At 46.5% G+C, this 16937-nt stretch carries 16 protein-coding genes; 4 read left to right on the top strand and 12 right to left on the bottom strand.

The window, feature by feature from the left end:
- Positions 1–64: 64 nt before the first annotated feature.
- Positions 65–553, bottom strand: a complete 489-nt coding sequence (locus tag HMPREF9243_RS00605; RefSeq protein WP_013669347.1) for a GNAT family N-acetyltransferase — start codon at positions 551–553, stop codon at positions 65–67.
- Positions 554–713: 160 nt separating this feature from the next.
- Between HMPREF9243_RS00605 and HMPREF9243_RS00600 the strand changes: the two genes are divergently transcribed.
- Together HMPREF9243_RS00600 and HMPREF9243_RS00595 are read left to right on the top strand one after the other, a co-directional pair.
- Positions 714–1388 carry a hypothetical protein gene (locus tag HMPREF9243_RS00600; protein WP_013668974.1) on the top strand — a complete coding sequence of 225 codons (675 nt, stop codon included), beginning with the start codon at positions 714–716 and terminating at the stop codon, positions 1386–1388.
- Between the two features lie 703 nt (positions 1389–2091).
- Positions 2092–2826 carry a cyclase family protein gene (locus HMPREF9243_RS00595; protein WP_013669522.1) on the top strand — a complete coding sequence of 245 codons (735 nt, stop codon included), beginning with the start codon at positions 2092–2094 and terminating at the stop codon, positions 2824–2826.
- A 113-nt stretch (positions 2827–2939) separates the two neighbouring features.
- Here HMPREF9243_RS00595 and HMPREF9243_RS00590 read toward each other — a convergent pair whose 3' ends face one another.
- Complete coding sequence (locus HMPREF9243_RS00590; RefSeq protein WP_013669361.1) at positions 2940–3707, bottom strand: carboxymuconolactone decarboxylase family protein; 768 nt, start codon at positions 3705–3707, stop codon at positions 2940–2942.
- 74 nt (positions 3708–3781) lie between these two features.
- Positions 3782–4633 (bottom strand): aldo/keto reductase, encoded by an 852-nt coding sequence (locus HMPREF9243_RS00585; protein ID WP_041705737.1) that lies wholly within the window; start codon positions 4631–4633, stop codon positions 3782–3784.
- 151 nt (positions 4634–4784) lie between these two features.
- Here HMPREF9243_RS00585 and HMPREF9243_RS00580 point away from each other — a divergent pair, with 151 nt between their 5' ends.
- Positions 4785–5675: a LysR family transcriptional regulator gene (locus HMPREF9243_RS00580; RefSeq protein WP_013669927.1), complete on the top strand. Its 891-nt coding sequence runs from the start codon at positions 4785–4787 to the stop codon at positions 5673–5675.
- Positions 5676–5877: 202 nt separating this feature from the next.
- Here the strand turns inward: HMPREF9243_RS00580 and HMPREF9243_RS00575 are convergent, their stop codons facing one another.
- The 3 genes from HMPREF9243_RS00575 to HMPREF9243_RS00565 all read right to left on the bottom strand — a co-directional run bounded on the left by HMPREF9243_RS00575 (position 5878) and on the right by HMPREF9243_RS00565 (position 9233).
- A complete protein-coding gene (locus HMPREF9243_RS00575; protein WP_013668464.1) occupies positions 5878–7131 on the bottom strand; it encodes a CaiB/BaiF CoA-transferase family protein in 1254 nt (417 codons plus the stop codon).
- A 317-nt stretch (positions 7132–7448) separates the two neighbouring features.
- A complete protein-coding gene (locus HMPREF9243_RS00570; RefSeq protein ID WP_013669897.1) occupies positions 7449–8396 on the bottom strand; it encodes a nitronate monooxygenase family protein in 948 nt (315 codons plus the stop codon).
- A gap of 51 nt (positions 8397–8447) precedes the next feature.
- A complete protein-coding gene (locus HMPREF9243_RS00565) occupies positions 8448–9233 on the bottom strand; it encodes an enoyl-CoA hydratase/isomerase family protein (RefSeq protein WP_013668768.1) in 786 nt (261 codons plus the stop codon).
- A 233-nt stretch (positions 9234–9466) separates the two neighbouring features.
- Between HMPREF9243_RS00565 and HMPREF9243_RS00560 the strand changes: the two genes are divergently transcribed.
- Positions 9467–10405, top strand: a complete 939-nt coding sequence (locus tag HMPREF9243_RS00560) for a LysR family transcriptional regulator (protein WP_013669227.1) — start codon at positions 9467–9469, stop codon at positions 10403–10405.
- A 47-nt stretch (positions 10406–10452) separates the two neighbouring features.
- Here the strand turns inward: HMPREF9243_RS00560 and HMPREF9243_RS00555 are convergent, their stop codons facing one another.
- From HMPREF9243_RS00555 to HMPREF9243_RS00535, 6 genes are all read right to left on the bottom strand, one after another.
- Positions 10453–11241 carry an inositol monophosphatase family protein gene (locus HMPREF9243_RS00555; protein ID WP_013669928.1) on the bottom strand — a complete coding sequence of 263 codons (789 nt, stop codon included), beginning with the start codon at positions 11239–11241 and terminating at the stop codon, positions 10453–10455.
- 315 nt (positions 11242–11556) lie between these two features.
- Positions 11557–11868, bottom strand: coding sequence for a co-chaperone YbbN (locus HMPREF9243_RS00550; protein ID WP_013669397.1), 312 nt, complete (start codon positions 11866–11868; stop codon positions 11557–11559).
- A gap of 56 nt (positions 11869–11924) precedes the next feature.
- A complete protein-coding gene (locus HMPREF9243_RS00545; RefSeq protein ID WP_013670102.1) occupies positions 11925–12878 on the bottom strand; it encodes an NAD(P)/FAD-dependent oxidoreductase in 954 nt (317 codons plus the stop codon).
- 322 nt (positions 12879–13200) lie between these two features.
- Positions 13201–13824, bottom strand: coding sequence for a nitroreductase family protein (locus HMPREF9243_RS00540; protein WP_013668935.1), 624 nt, complete (start codon positions 13822–13824; stop codon positions 13201–13203).
- A gap of 52 nt (positions 13825–13876) precedes the next feature.
- Positions 13877–14044, bottom strand: a complete 168-nt coding sequence (locus tag HMPREF9243_RS10435) for a hypothetical protein (RefSeq protein ID WP_155811963.1) — start codon at positions 14042–14044, stop codon at positions 13877–13879.
- Positions 14045–14200: 156 nt separating this feature from the next.
- The gene (locus HMPREF9243_RS00535) at positions 14201–16927 is read right to left on the bottom strand and encodes an ABC transporter permease (protein WP_013669179.1); all 2727 of its coding nucleotides are present in this window, start codon (positions 16925–16927) and stop codon (positions 14201–14203) included.
- Between the last annotated feature and the right edge of the window lie 10 nt (positions 16928–16937).

Here is a 16937-nt window from a genome sequence, read left to right as displayed (position 1 = left end):
AAAACTGTTCTTTGTTTAACAGCTCTCTGTGTCTTTTCCTTGTTATCAGGATTTCTCCCAGGGGCTAATCCTCTAAATCTTTCAAGAAAAAACGATCCATAGTCGTATGAATCAAATTTTCCGGTTGAGGAATTTCCTTAAAGCCGTATTTTTGATAGAGACCAATGGCTGCTTTTAAGGAGAAATGGGTCTCTAAATACAATTGGCGGTAGCCGGCTGACTTGACTTGCCGGATCAATTCTTCCATCAAAGCCTGGCCTAAGCCCAGACCTCGGACTCCTGGGGCTAGGTAAATCTTTTGTAGCTCAGCGGATTGGTCGAAAAGCTCACATGCCGAAAAGCCTACCCCACCAAGAACCTGGTCATTGTCATCTACAGCGACAAAATAGCCGCGACTTTCAGGCTTGGCTTGGTAAAACTGGCTTAAATGATCTAGTTCTGGGTCATAGTAGGCCGTTCCTGGTTGGTCTAAGCCTACCGATTCTAATGAATGTCTAATAATTTTAGCCAGTTGCCTATCATCTTTAGCTTGGATCGGTCTGATGGTGGTCATTTTATCATCTCTTTTTCATTTGGGTTTGACTTAGTATAGCATAGGCTCACTTTTTTCTCTGGATTCATGTCGTCCTGGACCGTGACTACTCCTCTCATTCACTAGAAAGCGCTTAATTGTATTCATTATATGATATAATTAACTAAAGAGGTGAAACGTCATGAAATGGAAAAACTATCTGTCATTGGCACTAATAGCTGCCACTCTACTTGGCTGTTCCTGTTCGCCATCCAAAGAATCCAAGGAGACTTCCTCAGCGCCTGAACAAGATTCTAGTCAATCCATGAGCCACTCTCAAAGTCCAGCTAAGGAGTCTGCAGACACTTCCCAGGATAATTCTGAGCAAGCACTTGCCCCTAGTCCAAAGCAAGTGGACAGTGCGACCGCTAGCAGTGAAGAAAAGAGCGATGAAGGCCATGCCTCCGCCTCTAACACTGATCCCCTAGCAGCTTATGACCCCTTAGCCATTGAATACGCCCGCATCTGGCTCCAACTAGGCCCTAACCAAGACGCGGACACCATCAATGTCCATATTATCCCTCAGGGCACGCTCATTAACCCCTACCTAGCCAATGGGGCAAGATACCCAGAAACCGTGACCCAATTGACTGGCAATCGGCTCATCGATGGGGTGGTAACCTATTCCAGCAATCATGATGGGACCATTAACCTTTATAATATCCCCTTGCGTTTCGATCTCCCTGACTTTTCCGCCATTCCAGAGTCAACTTACATCCATGAAACCTATAAAATGGCCCAAGCGACCCAGCGAATTGCTGTAGAGCCCAATCAGCCGGACCAAGTCATTGAAACCATTCAAAAATTGAAACGCTAAAGATTTTCACCGCCTTTTAACAGCCAATAAAAAAGCCTTGATCCAGTTCTTCTTTTCCAGAGAAGTCACTGATTCAAGGCTTTCTTTATCAAGTCCCTTTTTCTATTGGGTAACATTCGACTGATCATTTTTCGCTTAACCACCTCTTTCACGGTCCCGCCACAAGCCATTCAGCAACCTAAATGGAGGTTTGCTCGGATGCGTTGCGACAGTCGACGTTTAACAATGCTTGAAGGTCGCGGGAGGATTGACTACGGTCTTTCAGTCAGATGGGACTAAATGCCTAGTCAAGCTCTGCTCCCGCACTTTCATTAGTTATAAGTTATTGTGGGTCCATCATAGTCCCTTTATCTAAGCCTGTCAATCCCTGCTTTGATGGGCTTTTTACTTAACAATTGATTGTTACAAGCGAACCCCAGTCAAGGCAGCCTCTCCCCGATTTTTAATCGCTTCAAGCGATAAGTGCTGATATGAAAGGAAGCATCGCCGCATAAGAGAAGAGTCTCCTCAGGCTTCAAATCACTAGTGATCACTATTCTGTACACCTCCTAAAAGCCCGTCATCACAGCAAGCCTACCCCCTAAGTGGCGAGTCTTAGCGACTAAACCCTTGCATTTCTCCCTGCTCTTTTCTAAGATAAAAACACATCAAAAGAACTAAAGTAAGTCACTAGTCACTAAGGAATAAAAAGGAGCTATGCCCTATGTCACAAGATCTTTCTCAATTATTAAATGCTAAACGCATCGACCTGTCCCATGAATTACACGAAAATATTCCTCTCTTCAATGCCTTCTCTCCCATACAAGAGAAAACCCTAAATACCATCGAAGAAGATGGTTTCTATGCTAAGGAATACACCCTGGCCACTTCCTACGGGACCCATATCGATTCGCCCGGCCACTTTGCCGCCGGGAAGCGGCTCCTAGATGGGGTGGGCCTGGATGAATTGATCTTGCCGCTCTATGTCCTCCACCTGGAAAAAGAAGTCGCTGCCGATCCCGACTTTTCAGTGACTAAAGACGTTATCCTTGACTACGAAGCCGACCACGGTAAGATTCCAGCCGGGACCTTTGTAGCCTTTGCTAGCGACTGGTCCAAGCGCTGGGATGACCCAAAAGCCTTCTATAATGAAGACGAAAACGGTATTGCCCACACCCCCGGTTGGACCGTTGAGGCTTTGGAATTCTTAGCCCACGAACGCGACGTCAAAGCCATTGGCCATGAAAACCTGGATACCGATCCCGGCCACGTCTACCACGACCAAGAAGCCTTACCGGGTGAATTTTACTGGCTGGACCAAGACCGCTATCAGGTCGAAGTCTTAAATAACCTCTCCGCCCTACCGACCCAAGGCGCAGTCATTGTCGTTGCCCCGCTAAAGGTCAAAGGCGCCCCGAGTTTCCCGGCCAGAGTCTATGCCTTGGTGAGTGAAGACTAGTACATTGCATTTGATTTCCCTTTATCCCTTAACTTTCTCTCCATCAGAAAACCAGCTCCCTCTAAGTATTGAGACTTATTGGGGACCTGGTTTTATTTTAAAATTGTCCGCTTTTACTTTAATTGTTGGTAATAGTCGTCATCCACGGGTTCACACCATTCATTGCTGGTATCTTGGCCAGGGACGGCGATGGCGATATGGGAAAACCAGTCCTCTTTGCTGGCCCCATGCCAATGCTTGACGCCGGCGCCCACATTAATGACATGACCAGGTTCTAGTTTAATTGGGTCTTGTCCCCACTCTTGGTAGTAACCGGTCCCAGCAACCGCAATCAGTATCTGTCCCCCACCCTGACTAGCATGGTGAATATGCCAGTGATTGCGACATCCCGGTTCGAAAGTCACATTATGGATATCCACTTGTTGACTTGATAAAGGAGCCAGGTAACTCTTGCCAATAAAATACTGAGCAAAGGCGGTATTCTCTTCTCCAATTGGGAAGGGCATCCGTTTAGCATGGGCAGCCATGGCCGGGTTTGAGTAGGTCGAGTCGCCCTCATGGATGGCCCAGATATCTTTGGCCAGGTTAAAGACGGCCCAGGCTTTGGGCCAACCCACATAGAAGCCTAGGTGGGTGATGATGCCAGCAATTTCTCTTTGGCTGACACCATGCTTTTTAGCATTTTCGAGATGGTAAACTAAAGAAGAGTCCGTGATTCCCATGCTCATCAAGGCGACTAAGGTAATGATGCACCGGGTTTTGATAGAGATCGATTCATTATTCCAATTCTCACCAAAGAGAATATCATCATTAAAATGGGCAAATTCTGGCGCAAAGTCGCCTAAAGCGTCCCGACCGGCTGTTTGAATAATTTTTTTCATGCTTGTACTCCTCTATTTCTCCCCTGGACCCACAAGTCACGGCTAGCCTTCTTCTCAGCTAGACTAGTGAACTCTTAATCGTGGATCTTAAACTGGCTTAAGGCTTTCACAGTTTCAGGGTCATCAAAATCAATAACGATGCTCTTCCCTTGGTCTAAGGCTTTGATCTTGTCTTGGTCCTCTGCGCTCAAAGTAAAGTCCCCAATCGCAAAGTTCTCTTCGATTCGCTCCTTATGTACAGACTTAGGGATCGTGACTGAGCCTTGGTCCAAATTCCAGCGTAACATCACTTGAGCCGGGGTCTTATCGTATTGGTCGCCAATAGCTTTTAAGACCTCGTGATTAAATAGATTGCCCTGTCCTTCCGCAAAGGGTCCCCAAGCCATCAATTGAATGTCGTAGTCATTTAGGACTTGTCTAAAGCCCTCTTGTTGGAAGAGTGGGTTAAATTCGACTTGGACCACATGGGGCTTGATCTGGTTATAGCTAATTAAGTCAACCAATTGGCGACTATTGAAGTTACATACCCCGATGGCCTTGACCTTGCCGGATTCATAGAGTTCTTCCATGGCCCGCCAAGCGCCGTAATAGTCATTATAGGCCTGGTGGATCAGGTATAAGTCCAAATAATCGGTTTGGAGTTTCTCTAAGGACCGATTAAAAGCTGCCTTGGTCGCTTCATAGCCATAATCTTGGATCCAGACCTTGCTGACTAGGAAGATGTCTTGGCGTGGCACATCAGAGGCTTGAATCGCCTTGCCCACGGCTTCTTCGTTAAAGTAAGCGGCAGCGGTATCGATCAGACGGTAGCCGGTTTTTAAGGCATGTTCTACCGCTGCTTGGCAGAGGTCCAAATCCTCAATCTGATAGACACCAAAACCCAGTTGCGGCATTTGGACACCATTACTTAAAGTAATCTTGTTCATTTTTTCCTTTCCTTTCCTTTCTTTTTTCACAAATCCTAAGCAAATCACTCTGTTTCACTAGTATTATCCCCTAAAAAGCGCTGCCTTAACAGTTCAAAAAGGTTATAATAGTATTAACCAGAAGTTAAAGCGAGTAGACAGGAGGTTAAGGATGTATAGTCGCAAGTTAGAAATATTCATTGCCGTGGCCCAAGAAGGGTCCTTCAGCCAGGCAGCTCAACGTTTGTATATCAGTCCGACTGCTGTTAAGAAACAAATCGACCGCTTAGAAGATCTCCTGGGTCTCGATCTTTTCCAACGCTCCAGTCGCGGGGTTAAGCTCACCGAAGCGGGTCACAGTTTCTACCAGGATAGTCTCGCTCTTATTGACCAAAGTCAAAAAGCCATACACCGAGCCAAGCAAATCGCCCAAAAATCGCCTTACCTGATTCGTTTGGGGCGGTCCTTTTTAAATCCTGCCCAGGACTTTTTTCCTTTGTGGCATCGTTTCAACCAACACTACCCCCAATTTAAACTGGAAGTCGTGCCCTTTGAAGATAACCAGCAAAGCATTCTCGAGACCATTAAACACCTAGGCCAAGGCTTTGACCTCATGGTGGGGGCTTGCGATTCCTTGAAATGGCTAGAATACGTCCAGCTCTTGCCCTTGAAAGAAGCTAAGCTGACCTGTGCTATGGCTAAAAACCATCCCCTCAAAGGCAAGGCCTGTATCCAACTTGAAGACCTCAACGATCAGGATTTAATTATGGTAAAGGAGGGCCATAGTCAAAGTAATGACGCCCTAAGAAGCTATCTCAAGTCTCACTACCGCAGTATCCATATTATCGATGCGGCTTACTATTATGATCTTTCGACCTTTAACCGTTGTGAGCAGACAGGAGCCATTCTCTTGTCCTTAGATGTTTGGGAAGACATCCACCCTTCCCTCATCACTATCCCCCTGGCTTGGTCTGGCCCTGGGGTTCCCTACGGTATTATCTATTCCAAGGAGCCCAATGACCAGGTGGCTAAATTCATCAAAGTCCTCGCTAATCTCCATTAACCATACAAAAACAGCTCCCCCTAAGTACTATCACTTAAGAGGGAGCTGTTTTTATAAACTGGTGCGCTTGTCACACTCTAATAGTTGAGTTCGTACGCCAGCCTTGAAGTTGCTTCAGAAAATTCCAACGCACAGCTTCCTGTGCTTATAGTATTTTCCTCCATTGATTCAAGTTTCTTGTGGCGCCCTCACATCCTTATTTCTAGATAAGCCCTTTTTCTTTTAATTCGGCGATCTTGTCTTCAGAGTAACCTAAGAGCTCGCCATAAACGAGTTCGTTGTCTTGACCCATGGCTGGAGCGCCCCGCCATACTTTCCCTGGGGTTTCGCTCATGTGAGGCACGACACCAAAGGCAGTGACTTCTTCACCACTGGTTTGGTCGGTATAGGTGACGAAGTTGTTACGGGCCTTGAAGTGTTCGGAATTGAGCGCGTCTGAGGCCTTGTTAACCTTGGAAGCTGGTACCCGGTGAGCGTTGAGGGTTTCTTCGATTTCCTTAGCGGTCCGTTGGCTACACCATTCCTTAATCTTTTGGTCGAGCTCTTGGCCACGTTCAGACATCACGGCTTCTACCCCGTTACCGGCCACTTCATAGGCGAAGTATTCTTTATCGAAGCCAACTGCTTCCAAGAAACGGTTGTAGACGTTCCGCCCAAAGGCACCAACAACGACGTATTCTCCATTCTTGTCAAAGAAGAGGCCGTATGGTTGGAAGGCAGTGGTCTTGTTGCCGGTCCGTTCTTTGTCTTCCCCGTTTTCGGTATAGGTGACGAAGGTATCGGACAAAATCCGGGCCATGGCTTCATATTGGGCCACATCCACCACTTGGCCTTTGCCGGTCTTTTGGGCGTGAATATAAGCTGCTAATACCCCATAGGTAGCGTTTAAGGCAGACACATAGTCGTTTAAGTAAGGTTTCACAATCATTGGTGCTTGGTCAGGTTCCCCATTCAAGTTCAAGAAACCACCGTAAGCTTGACCGATCATGTCAAAGGATGCCCGGCCAGAAACGCCTTCTGCCCCACCAAAGGCTTCTTGCCCGAAACCAGACACGTGGCAGATAACTAATTTGGGATTGGCTGCCAACATTTCTTCATCATCAATCCCTAATTTCTTCAACCAAACCATGTTGTCCATGAAGATGTCGACTTCTTTGATCAGGTCTAAGAAAACTGCCTTGGCCTCTTCATTGTTGAGGTTGGATTCTAAGGTAATGCTTAGACGGTTTCGGGCATCTTGCATCCAGCCGTTGGATACCTTGGTTTTCTTGGAAAAAGGTGCCAACATCCGTAATGAATCTCCCATGCCGGGGCGTTCAATTTGGATAAATTCTGCCCCTAAGTCGGCTAAGAGGTTACCGGCATGTGGCATGGCCACAATGGACCCTAAACCCAGGATTCTTACCCCATGTAAGGGGCCGTATTCGGGAATTAAGTCTTTACGTGTTTCACTCATGCTTTCATTTTCCTCCTTGAAATATTTTTACTTTTTTAAGTGATAAGGCTAGGTCAAAAGTCCTAGTCTCTTTTCAAAACCTGTTCCAGTCACAGGACGAACGTCCGCTTTACTAAAGGTCAACAAATTCTCTAGTTGAACTCGGGCGCCAGCTTTGAAGTCACTTCAGAAAATGCCAACGCACAGTGTCCTGTGCTTATGGTATTTTCCTCCAGTGATTCAAATCTTTGACGGCGCCCTCCCATCCTTTTTGAGAATTCTTTCGCCCTTTAGCTCCAGCGCTCTCGTCCTATTTTGTGACTGTCACACTCTCTTCTTTAAATCTTCTTAGCAGCTAAGGCGTCAATGACTTCATTAGCTTCTTGGAAGATGGAATCGATGATTTCTTTCACCGGGCGGACTTCATGGACTAAACCAGCGATTTGCCCGTATGTCACGATTTCTTCCTTCACGTCCCCTTCAGCCGCCGCCTTGGTTAGGGAAGGAATGGTGTAAGCTTCGATGGCTTTGACGTCCACTTCTGGGTCCATATCCATGTCGTGGTGTTTTTGAGCGGCAGCATTCTTTTCAATCCGGATCGGTGCGCCGGTCATGGAACCTGACACAAAGGTGGCGGTATCGTTAGCATCCACGATGGCTTGTTTGTAGTTATCATGGATCGGCGCTTCGGTAGAAGCAACGAGGACGGTTCCGACTTGGACGCCGTCAGCACCGAGGGCATAAGCAGCCGCTAAACCGTGGCCGTCCGCAATCCCACCCGCTGCAATAACAGGGACATGGTCAACCGCTTCAACGGCTTGGCGGGTCAGGGTCATGGTTGTCGCTTGACCGACGTGGCCACCGGCTTCCATCCCTTCAACAACCACACCGTCTGCACCAGCGTCTTCCACCTTACGGACTACCCGGGCACTTGGTACCACTGGGAAGATCTTTCCGCCGGCTTGGTGGATCATGTCAATATAAGGAATCGGGTCTCCAGCGCCAGTGGTAAAGAATTTCACGCCTTCGTCAATGAGGACTTCCAGCACTTCTTTAGCGTTACCAGAAATAATGGCCACGTTAGCGCCGAAGGGTTTGTCGGTTAATTCCCGGGTTTTTTGGACCGCTTGGCGAATTTTTTCTTCATCCTTCATCCCAGCAGTCATCAAGATCCCCATGCCGCCAGCATTGGATACGGCAGCCACTAATTCTGGACGGGAAATCCCCCCCATAGCGCCACAAAAGATTGGGTATTTAATGCCTAACATTTCACATACATCTGTCATTGATAGATCCTCCTTAGTTTTTATCATTTTTTAATTCACAACTTTTTTAAGCTACTTGCCTTGAAAGTGAACCTCTTCCTTATTGACAAAGCCTTTAATGGCTTGCTTGAAGTCCTCTGTACCAGAAAGGTAAGGAATGTTTACGGCTTCGCTGAGACCGAATTTGGCCAGGTCTTGGTAGAAGAATGCATTCATGGCTTGTTTCTGTCTCGCCAAGGCCAGGGTAGGGCGGTTCTTTAAGAGCTCGATAAAATCAGCCACCGTGTTTTCAAAGTCTTCCGGACTGGCTAAGCGGGTGACTAGGCCCCAATCATTGGCTTCTTGGGCCGAAATGATTTGTCCTAGGGCCATGATTTCATAGGTCCGGCTAAAGCCTAAAGACAACATCAAGGAATAAATCAAACCGGTGTCGCCACTCAAACCGATATTGGAGAAGGCTGGCACGATCTTGGCCTTGTCACTCATAATGCGGAAGTCACAGGCCATGATAATTCCTGCTGCTCCACCTGCCACGGTACCGTGAACAGCAGCCACAACGGGTTTAGAGACATTGCGGATGGCTTGGGCGATTTGATTGGCCCGGTAGATGTCACTGGAGTCAAAGGTCTGCCCCTGGTCGATCATCTCATTCATCCAGCTCATGTCGCCCCCACCGGAGAAGAGCTTACCCTTGGCCCTAAGCACCACTACCCGGACGTCAGGCTCCGTCTCTACCTGGCGAAAGGCGGCTACAAGGTCCTTAATCATCCCTTGGTCCATGCCATTGGCAGAATCCGGGCGATTCATAGTGATGGTCGCCACCTGGTGATTTATTTCATAAAGTAAATTGTCAAACATTCTCCAGCTCCTTTCTCGTTCGTCATCCCTTTTAAGTGAAAAATATTCATAATTAAGTCACAAGTTGCTTGCTAGAGAGAAAAGTCCGCCCTTGACTTAAAGTAAAAGCCGTGCCATTATGGAAGCGGTTACCGACCCTCTTGTGATTAATCATACATTATTCCAGGCAAAAGATAAAATGAAATAAATTCTCTTATCAGTGAATATTTTTCAACAATAGAAAGGATAAAATCATGAAAGAACTTAACTGGCAGCACTTGGCTTACTTTATCAAGGTGGTAGAATGTGAAAGTCTGACTAAGGCTGCCGCCCAACTCTACCTGTCCCCTTCGACCCTGTCTAAGGCCATCGCCAAACTGGAAAGAAATCTCCGCATTCCCCTGATTGTTAAAGCCGGACGCGAGATTCAAATCACCTATGCTGGTCGCAAGTTAGCCCAGCGCCTGAGTCAAGGGATGACCTATATTAATGATAGTATTCGTGAAGTCCAGGAAGAACTGGCCCAAAGCACCGATAGTCTGTCACTGTGTTCATCGAATTTATTTTCCACCACTTACTTTGTTATCCCGGAATTACTCAAGGTCTCTAAGGACCAATACCCTAACACTGCCATTAACTACACCGAGGTCCTCAGCCAAGAAGTGGTCATGGGGATAATGGACGGGAGTTACGACTTGGCCTGCTTGACAGGCGAAGAATTTGACCTGGCTACTCCCGGTCTAAAGACTTTCCGCCTGCTCAAAGAACGACTAGGGATCTTGGTGCCTATAGATCATCCTTTGGCCCACTTTGACGCCATCACTTTCCAGCAAATCCAGGGAGAAACCTTCTTTCGCACTTATGATTCGGAACACCTGCGCAAACTGGCCATGGAAAAATACGGTCGCTCAACGGGAGACATCCATTACACGGATATCTCTATCCGCCACAAGGTCATGAACGACGCCTCTATCATCTCCTTAGTCCAGTCCGGCTTCGGCATTAGTTTAACTACCAAATCCGCTAGCCGGACCTACCCCCAGGTTAAATATCTAGAGGTTCGTGACATGGAACTCTACCGGGAAACCTACCTGATCTACAAGGCCAAGGCCCAACTCTCTTCTGCCGCTAAGGACTTCATCCAACTCTTCAGCCAGAGACAAGGTTCCTTCTTTGAACCCATTACCCATTAAAAAAGCGCTGAGCGACAGGAAAATTCCTGACTCAGCGCGACTTGTTGTTATTGGCGGTCTTTTAGATAGTTGAGTACTTGGTCATGAATCTTAGGATAGGCCATGAGGACATATTGGCGGTCCAACAAGTTAAGTGGCTGACCCTGAAAATCGGTCACCTTAAAGCCACAGACTTCAGCCAAGATGAGAGCAACAGCATTATCCCAAGGGTAGAGATGGTTGAGGTACAAACCGGTCCGACCTAGTGCCAAATGAACCGCATCCAAGCCAGCACAACCAAAAATTCTTAAACCCAGGCTCTGTTTAGACAGCTGATAGAGGGCTAAGTCCCCATCTAAAGGCAAGGCTTCCGTTGACATCAGGACCTGGTCTAAACTAGCTTCGGCTAGGTCACTTGGTCCTGTCAGGTCCAGGGCTTGGCCGTTTAAATAAGCGCCTTGGCCAGCCAAGGCTAAGAGTGACTGGCCCGTGTCTAAAGCATAGATCACACCCACTTGTCCGACCCCATCAACATAGCGGGCCAGCATGGTCACATAATGGGCCCGCTGCTTAACAAAATTCAGGGTGCCGTCGATGGGATCAATGATCCAGACCGCCCCGTCTAAGGACTTGGCCTGGTCGCCCTGACCCTCTTCTCCTAGGATACGGTCATGGGGAAAGTATTTTCGTATTTGACTACGATAAAAACGCTCCAGCTGACCGTCTAATACGGTTACCAGGTCCCGGGCACTGGACTTTTCCTTGACGCCTAAGTCCTGGTCTAAGCCAGCTGTCACTTGTCCTTTAGCCACTTCAGCCCAGTTGAGCATTAAATCACCAATGGCTTGATTATTCATCAACTCACTCTTTTCTATTAAAAAAGGAGCTGAGGGAAACCCCAGCTCTCTCTTCTTGCGCTTGTCGCACTCTACAGTTGAGTTCGAAAAGGTGAGGGGATGTTCTTTCAGAAAAGTTGAACGATCAGCAGGCTGATCTTATCCCCTTTTCTTCCAAGGAATCGCCCTCCCTGATCCTTCCTCTCATCCTTTTCAAACCTGCTCCAAGTGCGAGGGGAGCTGCGTTTCAGAAGTCCTTGAAAATCCTCTTTGAAGATTTTCTGCGTACTCCTTCCAACGCTCTCCCCTCTTATTGCACTTGTCGCACTCTACCTTTTATTCTGCTTCTTCGATCATTTTTAGGATGACTGGTTTTTGTTGGAGGCCGGCTTTACGGGTAACTTCTTCTCCATCTTTAAAGGCGATTAAGGTTGGGTAGCCTTCAACGCCATATTCTTCGACTAAGTCAGGGTTTTCTTCAAAGGGAATTTTGATGATGGAGAGGTCATCGCCTTTGGTTTTATCCACGTCATCTAGGATAAAGGATAGCATCTTGCAGGGGCCACAGGTTTTGGAATAGAAGTCCACCAAAACGGTTCCATTTTGTAAATCTTCTTTGAAGGTGTCTTTTTCTAATTCTTTGATCACTCAGAGTCACTCCTTATTTATTCATAATTATACTTTATCATAAAAGCAGCGACTTCTTATTCGTACTTGCCTTCTGCCCGTAATTTCTTGATATAGCCACTGGCTTCTTGGGCTGCGGTCGCACCGTCTGAAGTAGCAGTCACGATTTGACGTAAGAATTTACTGTTAGAGTCACCGGCCCCATAGATACCAGGTACAGCGGTCGCCATATGGGCATCGGTTTCCACATAACCGTGTGATTCGGTAATGCCTAGGTCTTGGATGAATTCCGTACTTGGGACTGCACCGATGTATTCAAAAACCCCGTCACATTCAACAACTTGTTCGTTTTCGCCAGTTTCCTTATCAGCGAATTTAACCCCTTTGAGGCTGCCGTCTTCATTGGCTTCGAAGCTTTGTACCGCCTTGTAAGGGTAAACGGTCACATTGTCTAGGGAACGCAGGTAGTCACAGGAAGCAGGATCAGCAGTCAGGTCAAAGTCAGTAACGATGGTGAGGTGGTTAACAATGCCAGCCAGGTAAGTCCCCTCATCCACAGCCGAGTTCCCACCACCGATGATCACAACATCCTTGTCGCGGTATTTGGCCCCGTCACAGATAGCACACCAGGAGATAGCTGAGCCCTTGAATTGTTCTTCACCGGGAATGTTTAAGGTCCGTGACCGCGTTCCGGTAGCTACAATCACGGTTGGGGCTTGGACGGTTTCCTCATCTTCCGCAAAGTAAATGGTCTTCATGACACCGTCATCAGCGACTTGAACCCGGGTAACGGTCTTGTAGTCGAAGTCAGCCCCTAAAGATTGGGTATGTTGGAACATGTCCATACATAATTCAGCACCATTAATCTTGGGTTTACCAGGGTAGTTATCAACTTCATTAGTATTAATGACTTGTCCACCGGGAGCTAATTTATCTAGCATTAATACCTTCAAATCAGCCCGTACCCCATAAATCGCAGCCGTCATCCCAGCTGGGCCGGCACCCACAATCACTAAATCATATTGTGACATCGTCTTTCCTCCTCGTATTATTTATTAATCGGTAAACTGACTGTTAGCCAATCAGCTTAAATAATGTATTTGCTAAAATTATCACATGAGAGCGCTTTATTGCTACACCAATATTATAGCAGAAGCAAAAGACTAGTCCTGTTGTCGCGCCAACACTTTTAATTGAAAAAGGGAAAAAGAGATCCGGTTGAAAAAATAAATATTTCCCTAATAAAAAGCCCGCTCTTCAATCTAAGAAGACCGGGCTTTAGAAGGAGTGATTATTAGGATTTTTAAATAAACAAGTATGCTTAATAATAAATTTTTAGTTGCCGAGAATCTTTTATTCATCCACGAAGTGAAGAATTGTATCTAAGCCATAACGGTCAGAATGATCTTCTTCGGCTGGGCCGTTTTTAGCTGGAATGCCAAGGGCAACGGCCATGACAGGGATGTAGCGGTAAGGATCGAGGCCAAAAGTTTCCGCGGCCTTTGTGGTATCGTAACCGGCGATCGCATTACCTTCATAACCATGGGCCCGGGCCACTAAGAGCAGTTGCATGGCCGCCATAGCTGCATCCACCGTAGCATCATTAACAAGGAAATCACGAGGGCCGTCTTCATAACGGTAGAGAATTCGAGAAAAGTTATCTTCCATTTCTTCCTTAGTGATCTTCCCAGCATGGTAGTCGTCTTCCCAGGCCTTGCGGTAATTCTTATGCGATTGGGTATCGCCAAAAACGAGGACCATGGCAGAACATGAATCAATTTGTGGGGTGTTGAAAGGAATAAAGTATGATTTTAATTTTTCCTTGCCCGCTTCATTGTCAACAATCTCAAAATGCCAAGATTGTAGGTTACATGCGGAAGGCGCCGTCACGGTTTCTTTCACGATTTGCTTTAATTCGTCCCGGCTAATCTTGACGTTTGGATCGAAGTGACGGACGGACCGCCGCTTAAAGACCACATCAGAAAAATCATTATTTTTATTCCAGTCATTGTTAAACCAGCTTTCCCTTTCATAAAAATTTAGTCATGTAATTATTTTCACATAAAGAATACTCCCTCATGGTCTTCTTGTCAAAGAGAAATAAACGATCATTATCCTGGTAATGCCAGGCAATTTCGATCAAAACTGGATCAAAAAAGAGGCTGCAACCGAAGTCACAACCTCTCTTCTTTACCATGCACTGATAAAGTTCTCCCGTAAGGAGTAGAACTGCTACAATTTTAACACAATTATTTTTTTAAGCAAGAAAATTGACAAAATAGTAGCGACAAATACCGATCCGAAAGCGATTAAAGCTGATGGGGTAGGAGGATCAGTGCTTATCTCATCCTTACTACTCTACTCCCGATAGAGCCTCGAGCATGTCTACTTCCTTGAGGCGGTGATTGATGAGGAGTCCAAGGATAATAGTAATGATGGCGATGATGATAGCTGGTAGTGCGAAACTTCTAGGAGTGAGGGCGGGGTTGAACATGATATTATCAGGTGAAACGATCCACAGAATATATTGGTGCAGACCTTCCCCAATCACGTAACCAGCCAGGAGACCAAGCATCGTAAGAATAATGGTCTCCCGGTAAATGTACATGGTGACTTCCTTATCGTAGAAGCCGAGAACTTTAATGGTTGATAGTTCCCGCATTCTTTCCGAGACATTGATGGTAGTCAGGTTATAAAGAATGACCACGCCTAGGAGGACAGCAACCAGAATCAAGACTTTCATAATTTTATCCAGGGAATTCACGATCGTATTGACTTGGTTAGTCAGAGTGGTATTTTGTACCACAGTCATGACTCCGTCTAAGTTCATAAATTCAGCCGATTGGGCTTCCACATTGCTGGTCGACTGGTCCTTTAGCTGGACCATGCTTGCATTCGTGCTATAGTCTTTTCCAAAAATATTTTCATAACCACGGGACGTGGTGAAGGCAAAGTGTCCCATATACATTTCAGTAATACCACTAACCTTCATGTCATAGTCCCTGCCATCTCGATCTTCAAAAGTGACCCCATCACCGACTTGGACATTCAAGAGGCGGGCCAAGCGTTCGGAAATAATGATCCCGTCATCGGCTAAGGACAAGACTTGGCCACTGGAACGGTTTTGTAAGCTGAGGTATTCGTGAAACTTGGCTTCATTCTGGGGAACAATGAGTTTGATGTCCTGCTTATCTAGCTTCTTGCCTGCAACTTTAGACAAGTTTTCATAATGGATATTTAAGTATTGGTCTACTTGATTACTATCCAAGGCTTCTTGAAGATCCTGGCTTTGCTCTTCATCAATTCCCGGTTTTTGGGCCACAATCATTTCATAATGGATCAAGTCTCCGAATTGCTGGTTATTCACTGTGCGGATGGAATCTTGTACCGAAAAGCCGGCAAAAAGCAAGGAAACAGCACCGGCAACTCCAAAGATGGTCATCCAGGACCGACTCTTATAGCGAATCAAATTACGAGCGGTAATTTTTTGCATAAAGCTCAGTCGCTTCCACAGGCCCGGTAAATTCTCTAAGAAAACATTAGCCCCAGCGGCCGGAGCCTTGGGACGTAAGAGCTGGGCCGGATAGGCTTGGAGTCCTTTCTTAGCTATCAGATAAGCGGGCACGGTCCCGCACAAGACGGCCACGGTAAAGGCAATCAGAGAAATTTTCCCATAGAAGTGGAGCTGAATTTCAGGAACAGTGAAGCCACCGCTATAGGCATGGTAGACGGTTAGGGGAATAAAAGTGTGACCAAGTATGATCCCCAAAACCGCTCCCAGACTACTGGAAAGGAAACCGTATAGGATAAATTTTGTGATAATGTCGCGGTCTGTGTAACCTAAGGCCATTAGAGTGCCTGACTTGGTCCGCTCTTCTTCCACAAAGCGGGTCATAGTCGTCAAAGCCACCAAGGCCGCTACAAAATACATGAAGACTGGAAATACATTGGCCAAGGCATCAATGATACGGTTAATAGAAGAATAAATCTTATAGCCTTCTCCCCCTGGAGCTTCACGGCGAGTATAGACCAGGAAAGTGGGTGCTTCTAAGTGGTCCACTTGATTTTGCGCTGCTTGGATTTTTTCCTCTTTATCTGTGATATCAGTATCCGCTGCTTGTAGCTCTTCCTTTGCCTGGTCAATTTCTCTTTGAGCTTGCTTGACTTTATCTTGCTGGTCTTTAGGCAAGGTGGCTTGATAGGGGATAAGCTGAGCAAGTTGGGCTTCTTTATCACTAACTGCCTGCTTTTTCTTGTATATGGCCTTTTGTCCGGCCTTTAAGTCCTCTTGTGCTTGGTCAATTTCATTCTGCTTTTCGCTCTTTAAGCGGTCTAAACGCTGGCTTTTTCCCTCGTCAAAGGCTGCTTCTAAGTCTGCTTGGTGGTCTTTAAGACGATCTTGATAGCTTTGACTGTAGGGATCAACCCCATCTAAATCCGCAAAGGTCAAGCGCGCGACCATGTAATTATCGGTCTGAAAAACTTGGGGAATGACTACGCCGTAGCCCTTCAACTCACTAGTTCCCGCGGTCGAAGGGCCCAGATTGATGTCCGAGAGAATTTCTCCGGTATAGAGAAATCCGGTAATAGTGAAAGTGTCCTGGGCCAACATTTTATCTCCTGAGGCATCTGCTTTTTCTTCAAACTTGATGGTATCCCCTAGGTGATAGTCTCCCTGGTAGGAATAATCCAAGGCGATCTCATCTATCGCATCTGGCAAGCGGCCTTCCTTTAATTGATAAGTAGAAATCGTTTCTGTCTTTGAAAAGAGACGAAGGCTAGCTTGACTTTCTTGGGGCACGACATCTTTAAAATAACCATATTCTACCTGGTCTAAGCCTGGTATTTCATTAATAAGCTCTTGGTCGCCTTGGTCCAAGCCATAAGTACCGATGACGGATAGGTCAGCTAAGTTTAGGTCGTCAAAATAATCGATCCCCGTCGCTCGCATATTGGGTCCGGTGACTTTCAACCCGACCAAGGCTAAGGATCCAAGTAGCATCAATAAGACAATGGAAACAAATCGTCCTTTGGAGTGACGAATCGACCGCCAAATATCCTTTCCTAGTGTTTTTTTCATCTTCCTTCAC

The organism is Aerococcus sp. Group 1 (assembly GCF_000193205.1).
In the GTDB taxonomy this organism is placed as follows: domain Bacteria; phylum Bacillota; class Bacilli; order Lactobacillales; family Aerococcaceae; genus Aerococcus; species Aerococcus urinae_A.
The sequence above is the reverse complement of the archived record's forward strand: the minus strand, read 5'-3'. Positions and strand labels throughout refer to the sequence as shown.